The organism is Streptomyces triticirhizae (genome assembly GCF_003696235.1).
Taxonomy (GTDB): Bacteria; Actinomycetota; Actinomycetes; order Streptomycetales; family Streptomycetaceae; genus Streptomyces; species Streptomyces triticirhizae.
Genome location: NZ_RFFJ01000055.1, coordinates 23,242 through 31,616 on the forward strand (window position 1 = coordinate 23,242; position 8,375 = coordinate 31,616).

Here is an 8,375-nt window from a genome sequence, read left to right on the forward strand (position 1 = left end):
TGGGTCGGTCGGGTGGGCGGCGGGTCAGCCGCGCAGTTCGCCATCGGCCTCGACCACCCAGCCGCTGGTGACCAGCGCCCCGAGCGTGACCGGCCCCCGGACGTGCAGCCGGCCGGTGGCGATGGAGATCTCGGCGCCGAGGCCGAGCTTGGGTCCGTCGTGCAGGCGCAGGCTGCCGTTGACGACGATGGCCGCCGCGTCCACCAGCCGGGAGAAGCGCTCGGTCACCTCCGGGTCGGTGGCCAGCACGCCCTCGGTGTGGGCGGAGCCGTGGCGGCGGATGTGGTCCACCGCCTCGTCGAGCCCGGAGACGGCCAGCACCCCGATCACCGGGTCGAGGAACTCCCGCCCGAGGTCGTGGGGTTCGAGCCGTTCGATCCGGCCGGGCCCGGCCGGCGGCCGGGGCACCGAGGGGTCGAGGCGGACGGTGAGCGCCGAGCCGGCCGCCTCCGCCTGGCGGAGCAGTTCGGCCGTGTACGCCTCGACAACGCTCCGGTCGGCCAGCACCAGCTCGACCGAGGTGCAGCCGGCCGGCTCCGGGATCTTGCTGTCCAGGGTGACCGTGGCGGCCAGCGCCAGGTCGGCACTCGCGTGGACGTAGAGGTGGTTGACGCCGCCGCCGCTGGCGATCAGCGGGAGCGCGCCGCTGGTGCGGCAGTAGTCGATCAACGAGGGGCTGCCGCGCGGGATCAGCACGTCGATGGCGTCCGGCCGCTTCAGCATGGCCCGCAGCAGGGTGCGCCTGGGGTCCCGCAGCACGGTGACCAGGCCGGCGGGCAGCCCAGCGGCCCGCAGCGCGGCCCGCGCCACCTCGGCGAGCGCGGCGTCGGTCTCCACCATCTCCGTGCCGCCGCGCAGCAGCACGGCGTTGCCGACGATCACCGGCAGCAGCGCGCCGTCCACGGTCACGGTCGGCCGCGCCTCGTAGACCATCATCACCACGCCGAGCGGCTTGGGAATCCGGCGGAGCGTCCCCCAGTCCGCCGCCGGCAGCGTGGTGCTGTGGCCGGTGAGGTCGGCCAGTTCGCGCTCCGCGCGCTCGGCGAGCGCGGCGAAGGCGTCGAGGTGCCGGTCGGTGAGCCGGAGCCGGGTGACCAGCGTGTCCGGCAGGCCGCGCGCCTCGGCGCTGGCGATGTCGCGGCGGTTGGCCGCCAGCAGGGTGGGCCAGGCGGCGCGCAGCCGGTCGCGCAGCTCGTGACAGTAGCGGGGGTAGGCGGCGTCGCCGATCGGGGGCGCGGCCACGCGGGCCGCGCGGGCCTCGGACAGGATGCGCTCCACCGGGTCCTCGGGCGGGTCGGCCCCGGCGGGGGGAGCGACCGACAGGCCGACGGTGCTCGGTGTGGTCACCACATGAACTGCCCTCCATCGATGATCAGCTTCTGACCGTTGAGGTAGGAGCCGGCGGGGCCGACGATGAACTCCAGGGCGTCGGCGATGTCCTCGGTGGTGCCCATGCGCCGCGACGGGATCTCGTCGAGCGTCATGGCCATGCGCTCCGGGTCGTCCAGGCGCCAGCGGACGCGCAGTTCCTCGGTGTCGATCATTCCGGGGATCAGGCAGTTGACCCGGACGGTCGGTGCCAGCTCCAGCGCCATGCACTTGGTGAGCTGGAGCAACCCGGCCTTGCTGGCGGAGTAGTTGGCGCCGTCGACCCGCACCCGGATGCCGGTGGTGGCGCCGATGTTCACCACGTTGCCGCCGCCGGCCGCGAGCATCGCGGGGGCGAGGGCCCGGGTGAGCCAGAACGGGCCGGACAGGTTGGTGTCCAGCACCCGGCGCCAGTCCTCGTCGGTGAGTTCGAGGAACGGGCGGTCGCGGTTGACCCCGGCGTTGTTCACCAGGACGGCGGGGGCGCCGTGTTCGTCCACGATCCGGCGGGCCGCCGAGGCGACCTGGTCGGGGTCGGACACGTCGACCCGCAGGGCGGTCAGCCGCTCCGGCGCCTCCGTCTCCGCCTTCTCGGCGGCGGCGCGGTCGGAGCCGTAGAAGGCGATCACCCGGTGGCCCAGGCGGACCAGCCGCCGGCTCAGGGCCAGCCCGATCCCTCGGGTGCCGCCGGTGACCACGGCGAGTGGTTCGGTCATCGGTACTCCTCGGTGACGCGCGGATCGGCGTCGGTCGAAGCGGGCGAAGCGGGTGAAGCGGGCGAGGCGGTCGGCTCCGGGTCGCCGGGGCGGTGGGCGGGATCGGTGTCGCGGAGGAACGTCTCCAGGTGGCCGATGACCGTGCGCAGATGGGGCGGCGCCAGCAGCTCGAAGTGGCCGCAGGGGATCTCGACGACGCGCAGCGCCGGGGCCACCTCCCGCCAGCGGGCGGGCTGAACGGGGTCCGGCTCGGCGGCGCAGGCCATCAGCAGCGCCCGGCTGTCGTGCCGGTCGCGCACGGCGTGGCCGGCGACGGCGGCGATGTGCGCGTCCGTGGTGCGGGCGACCTGCTCGGCGTCGTGCCCGGCCAGGCCGGCCATCCCCACGACCTGCGCGCGGAGTTGGTCCAGATCCCGGCCGCTCGCGGTGCCGAGGGTCGCCTGGCTGTCGAGCATGACCACCCGGGGCCGCTCTCCCCTGGCCACCAGCTCGGCGGCCAGCTGCCAGGCGAGCACGCCGCCGAGCGACCAGCCGAAGAGCAGGTCGGGCGGCCCGTCGAGCCGGTCGAGCAGCGGCAGATAGCGCCGCACCATCGCCTCGACGGAGTCGTCGGGCCGCTCCCCGGGCAGCAGCCCGGCGGCGCGGATGCCGGCCACCGGGCCCCGGCGGCCCAGCACGGCGGCCACGCCGAGGTAGGGGCCGAGGCCGCCGCCGGCCGGGTGCAGCAGCACGCTGCGCAACGGTCCCGGGGTGCGGCTGATGGGGATCAGCAGCTGCTCGTCCTCGGTCACCTCGGGGGCGGGCGCGGTCATGTCGTCGCCCCGTTCGGCGCGGGGCCGGCGCCTGCGGCGGCCGCGCCGACCTCGGCCTCGACCAGGCGCGCCAACTCCCGGATCGTGGGCGCCCGGAAGAAGTCCAGGACCGCGATCCGCGCGCCGAACCGCTGCTCGATCCTGGTCAGCGCGGACAGGACGTTCAGCGAGTGCGCCCCGCACTCCAGCAGGGAGCGGTCGAGGGTCAGGTCACGCCGTTCCAGCAACTCCGCCCACAGCTCCAGCAGTTGGGCCTGGAGCGGGTCGTCGGGCCGGCCGGCCGCGACATCCGGGTCCGGCGGCGCCTCCAGCCGGGCGATCAGCGCGTCCGCCGTGGCGAGCAGCGCCGGGCGGTCGACCTTGCCGTTGCCGGTGGTGGGCACGACGTCCACGGGCAGGACGCGGCCGGGCACCATATAGCCGGGCAGGCGCTCGGCGAGCAGCGCGGCCAGCTCCCGCCGCACCCCGTCGGCCGAACCGGCCGCGCCGGCCGGTCCCGCGAGCCGGACGAAGAGCAGCAGATGGCGTTCGGCGCCCTCGCCGCGCGCGGCGGCGACGGCCTCCCGCACCCGCGGGTGGGCCAGCGCGGCGGCCTCGATCTCGCCCAACTCGACCCGGTAGCCCCGGATCTTGACCTGGTCGTCGTCCCGGCCCAGGAAGATCAGGGTGCCGTCGGCGTCGCCGAGCACCTGGTCGCCGGTGCGGTAGCGGCGCGCCCCCGGCGGGCCGTAGGGGTCGGGAACGAAGCGCTCGTCGGTGCGTTCCCGGTCGTTGACATACCCGTCCGCCGGGCAGGCCCCGCCGAGCAGCAGCTCGCCGGCGACGCCGGGCGGCGCGAGGTGGCCGGTGCGGTCGATCACCTGGGCGGTCACCCCGTGGACCGGCACGCCGATCGGCACGTGCGAGGGCCAGCCACGCGCGGCGCCGGTCAGCCGCTGGGTGGTGACGGCGTGGGTCTCGGTCGGACCATAGAGGTTGATCAGCGTCAGGTGCGGGCGTTCGGCGAAGAAGTCCTCGATCTCCCGGTCGACGACCAGCTGTTCGCCGGAGACGCACACGGTGGTGACCCGTTCGAGGCCGGCGCCGGCGCTCCGCGCGGCCTGGACGAACGGGCGGAGCGCGGCGACCGGCAGATAGACATGGGTGAGGTCGCCGTCGACGATCCGCCGCACCACGGCCGGCAGATCCCGGCGGTCGGCCGGTTCGCGGGAGACCACCGTCCCGCCGACGAGCAGCGTGGGGACGATCTCCTGGAAGGAGACGTCGAAGCCGAGCGGCGCGTACTGGAGGAAGCGGGTGCCCTCGTCCATGGCCAGCGCGTCGAGCTGCCAGGCGCTCAGGTTGAGCAGCGGGCCCTCGCTCATGACCACGCCCTTGGGCCGGCCGGTGGACCCGGAGGTGAACATCACATAGCCGGCGCCGGGTTGGCCGGCGGCGCCCTCCTCGGCCACCCCGTTCGTCCCGTCGGCGACCCCGGCGGCCTCCACGGTCTCGGCGTCCCCGGCGTCCCCGGCGACCTCGGCGGGGGACAGCACCGTCGCCCCCGGCACCGCGCCCTCGCCGACCACCAGCCGGCACTCGGCCTGCCGGGTCATGTACGCCAGCCGCTCCTCGGGCAGGCCCAGGTCCAGCGGCAGATAGCGGGCGTTCAGCCGCAGCGCGGCGAACATCGCGACGACGGTGTCGGTCAGCGTGGCGGTGGTCAGCCCCACCACCTGTCCCGGCACGACGCCGCGCCGCCGCAGCCCGGCGGCCATCGCGTCCACCGCCGCGTCCACCTCCCGGTAGGTCAGCCGCCCGGCCGGGTCCTCCACGGCGACGGCGTCCGGCAGCCGCCGCGCGGTGTGCCGGAACCACCCGTCGAGCCCGGGCACCGGCGGCGGCCGGTGGCGGCCGTCGTCCTCGGGAACGCCGGAACCGTCCGAGAACAGCCCGGCCAGTGGCGTCGAAGGGTCCTTCGCGGCGGCGCCCACCGCCTCGCGCAGCGAGCGCAGCACCCCGTCGGCCACCGGCTCCGGCAGAAGCTCGGGGTCGTACTCCAGCTCCAGCAGCCAGCCGGCGGCGGTCGGCGTGACGCCGAGCCACAGGTCGAACTTGGCCGTCCCGGTGCCGTGTTCGCGCAGCGCCCACACCGCGCCGCCCGGCCGCACCTCGGTGGAGTCCTGCATCGCCAGCATCGCCGCGAACAGCGGGTTGCGGTTGCTGGACCGGTCGGGCTCGGCGTGCCGCACGACGCGGTTGAACGACACCGCGACCCGCCGCTTGACCGACTGGACCTCGGGCGCCGCCACCCCGGCGAGGTGCTCGGCGAAGCTGACCCGCCAGTCCACGTCGAACACCAGCGGCAGGGTGTGCACGAAGAAGCCGCACAGGTCGAACGAGCCGACGGTGCGGCGGGACAGCAGCGGGCTGCCGAAGGTCACCGTGGTGTTGCCGCTGTGCCGGGCCAGCACGGCCGAGTAGACCGCCGAGAAGAAGGCGAACGGAGTGGCCCCCAGCTCGACGCGGGCGCGGTCCACGGCCGCCGACAGCTCGGCGCCCAGCGGCAGTTCCGCGCGCCGGCCCGTGAAGGCGGTCTCCGTGGGGCGGCCGGGTCCCGGGTGGAGGACGGTCGCCGGGGCGGAGCGCAGGCGTTCCCCCATCGCCACGGCTGCGGCCTCCACCTCGGGCGTGCCGGCGGCGGCCTGCTGCGCCAACAGCTCGCCGCGCAGCGCCCGTTCCCGTTTCGGCCGCAGCGAGCCGGCGTCCAGCGTGCCGGCGAGCGCGGCGTTGAGGTCGTCGACCAGCGGGCGCAGCGAGTAGCCGTCGAAGACGGTGTGGTGCGCCACCAGCAGCAGCGCGGCGCGGTCGCCCGTGGTGGTGCGGAGGTGGATCGCCCGCAGCAGCGGCGGGGCGGCGAAGTCGAAGGTGGCGCGGGAGAGCCGGTCGACGGCCGCCCGGTGCGCCCGCTCCCAGTCGCCGGGCGCCATCGGCTCGTCGCTGAGGGGCAGCGCGTCGGGCGTCGGCGGGTCCACGAGCACGGCGTGCGGCTGGGGCGTCGTCAACAGCCCCATCCGCAGGGCGGGTTGGACGGCGAGCACCTCGGCGAGCGCCGCGCGCAGCCGCTCGTGCGGGCACCCGGGGTCGAGGGTGGCCTCGGCCACCACGTTGTAGAGGTGGGGCACCGCGACGGTGCGGTGCACCATCAGCAGGCCGAGCTGGGTCTCGGTCAGCGGGGCCCGCCAGCCCGGCCCTGCGTCGGCCGGCGCGGGGTCGGGCCGCGTGCCGACGGGCGTGGTGAGGGGAGCGGTCACGGGGTCTCACCCCCGGCGGCGGCCACGCTCAGCAGCCAGCCCCTCAGCTCGCCCACCGTGCGCAGCTCGGCGAGGGCTGCGGCGTCGATCTCCTGTCCGGTGTCCGGCAGGAAGGCGACCACCACCCTCACCAGGGACATGGAGTCGAGACCTATCTCGGCGAGTCCGGAATTATCGGTGAAGGGCACCCGAACGAATCTGGCGATGATGGAACCCACCGCGTCAGTGCTGGTCACATGGTGCACAGCCTGGTTCATCGAAACAACTCCCTGGCCGCAACAGATTGATTTACGAGGCTGCCGCCAATATTCCCGTAAGCGGCCTTCCCGTCAACAAAAGAGCAGGTGAAGGCGATAGAGGACTCCTATACAGGCATCATGACCGCGATTGTCCTCGCGCTATAGAAAACCTCTATCGCGTTATTCGCCGGGGCCGTGACCGAGCTTGCCGCAATTCGGTTCTCCGACAATCATTGCCGGGGGAAAACCAATGGGCGGAGGAGCCAATGACCGTGACACCACCGGAACTGTCCTGCGCACCGGCCCAGGAGGTGCTGTGGTGGGTCCAGCACCGGTCCGCGCGCAAGGACGTCTACAACCTGACGTGGCGCCTCACGGTCGCCGGCCTGGAGACGGAGCCGCTCACCCACGCCTGGCGCCTGGTCACCGCACGCCACGAGGCGCTGCGGACCTCGTTCGCCCGCCGGGGCGACTCCCTGGTGCGGCAGGTGCACCCCGCCTCCGTCGCCCGTTCCCTCGTGGACGTGAACGAGGCGAGCTGGCCGGACCCGCTTCCCGCCGAGCCCGAGGCGCTGCTGGACGAGCTGGCCACCCTGCTGCACGCCGAGCCGTTCGACCTGGCCCGCGCCCCCCTCGCGCGGCTGACCCTGCTGAACGTGGCGGGCCGTCAGGAGCTGCTGGTCACCGTGCACCACGCGGTGCTGGACGGCTGGGCCCTGCACCTGGTGCTGTCCGACCTGGACGAGGCCCACCGCGCGGTGCGCTCGGCGCTCGCCGCCGGCACGGACCCGGACGGGCTGACGCCCGAGCGGGTCTTCGCCGAACCCCCCGTGCCGTACGCGGACTTCGCCGAACGGGCCGGCCGGCCCGTGTCGCCCGATTCGCTCGCCTACTGGCGGGCCGCGCTGAGCGGCGCCCGCGCCGCCGCGCTGCTGCCCGACGGCCCGCCCCGCCCCGGCCGGGACGGCGCTGTGGTCCGCCACCGGCTGACCGCCGCCGCCTCGGCCGCCGTTCCCACCGTGGCCCACCGGGTCGGCTCCACGCACTTCGCGGTGCTGCTCGGCGCCGTCCGCGCCGTGCTGGCGGCCGGCGGGGCGACGGGCCGCACCGGCATCGGGGTGGTGGTCGCCAACCGCATGAGCGCCGCCGACCAGTCCGTGGTCGGCTACTGCGCGCACAACGTGGTCCTCGCCGACGCGGTCGCCCCAGGCGACACCCTCGACGCCGTGGCCGGCCGGGCCCGCGACGCGCTCTGGGAGAGCCTGCCGCACCAACACGTCGGCTTCGACCGGGTCGTGGACGAGCTGCCGGCGGCCGACGCCGAGGCGCTCGGCGCCATGCCGCCCGTGCTGATCACCCATCACGGGCGCATCGGCGGCGGCCTGGCGCTGGGCGGCGCGCCCGCCCGGCTGCTGCCCAGCCCGAGCAGCACCGCCCGCTGCCAGCTGGTGATCGGCGTCTCGGAGGAGGACGCGGACACGGTCGTCGAGATCGAGTACGACGCGGCCACGCTGAGCGAGGCGACGGTGCGGGCCTTCCTGGCGGACGTCGAGGAGACGCTGACCCGCTCGGCCGAGGCCCCGGACACCGCCGTGCACGCGATCGGGGTGCGCACCCGCGCCACGGCGGGCGCGGGCGTCGGCGCCCGCCCGAGCGCCGACGCCGAGCCGGCCGCTCGGCCCGCCGCCGCCACCGCCGAACAGGCCGGTCAACCGGCAGCCGAGCTGCTGGAGTTCTGGCGCGCCACGCTGGGCGTGCCGGCCAGCGCCGACGACGACTTCTTCCAACTCGGCGGGCACTCCCTCCAGGTGCTCAGCCTCATCGACACGGTCGAGGGGCACACCGGCCGGCGGCTGGACGTCACGGAGTGGCTGGACCGCCCGACCCCGCGCCGGATGGCCGAGCTGCTCGGCCTCCGGGCCGCCGCACCCGCGAACCCCACCGCCC

The 8,375-nt window shown here is 75.2% G+C and carries 6 protein-coding genes; 1 reads left to right on the forward strand and 5 read right to left on the reverse strand.

Features of this window, described 5'->3' with window-relative positions; genetic code table 11:
* Positions 1 to 24: 24 nt before the first annotated feature.
* From EBN88_RS12485 to EBN88_RS12505, 5 genes are read right to left on the reverse strand one after another with little or no spacing between them, the layout of a single operon-like run.
* Positions 25 to 1,347 (reverse strand): glutamate-5-semialdehyde dehydrogenase, encoded by a 1,323-nt coding sequence (locus EBN88_RS12485; protein ID WP_233580621.1) that lies wholly within the window; start codon positions 1,345 to 1,347, stop codon positions 25 to 27.
* Positions 1,344 to 2,084 carry an SDR family NAD(P)-dependent oxidoreductase gene (locus EBN88_RS12490; protein WP_122183920.1) on the reverse strand — a complete coding sequence of 247 codons (741 nt, stop codon included), beginning with the start codon at positions 2,082 to 2,084 and terminating at the stop codon, positions 1,344 to 1,346. Before EBN88_RS12490 ends, EBN88_RS12485 begins: the two co-directional genes overlap by 4 nt.
* Positions 2,081 to 2,896 (reverse strand): thioesterase domain-containing protein, encoded by an 816-nt coding sequence (locus tag EBN88_RS12495; RefSeq protein ID WP_122183921.1) that lies wholly within the window; start codon positions 2,894 to 2,896, stop codon positions 2,081 to 2,083. The genes EBN88_RS12490 and EBN88_RS12495 overlap by 4 nt, the downstream gene beginning before the upstream one ends.
* Positions 2,893 to 6,189 carry a non-ribosomal peptide synthetase gene (locus tag EBN88_RS12500; RefSeq protein WP_122183922.1) on the reverse strand — a complete coding sequence of 1,099 codons (3,297 nt, stop codon included), beginning with the start codon at positions 6,187 to 6,189 and terminating at the stop codon, positions 2,893 to 2,895. Before EBN88_RS12500 ends, EBN88_RS12495 begins: the two co-directional genes overlap by 4 nt.
* On the reverse strand, positions 6,186 to 6,446 hold the full coding sequence (locus EBN88_RS12505) for an acyl carrier protein (RefSeq protein WP_122183923.1): 261 nt from the start codon (positions 6,444 to 6,446) through the stop codon (positions 6,186 to 6,188). Before EBN88_RS12505 ends, EBN88_RS12500 begins: the two co-directional genes overlap by 4 nt.
* A 254-nt stretch (positions 6,447 to 6,700) precedes the next feature.
* Between EBN88_RS12505 and EBN88_RS12510 the strand changes: the two genes are divergently transcribed.
* The coding region (locus tag EBN88_RS12510; protein ID WP_199742340.1) for a condensation domain-containing protein at positions 6,701 to 8,375 on the forward strand (1,675 nt) is incomplete at its 3' end.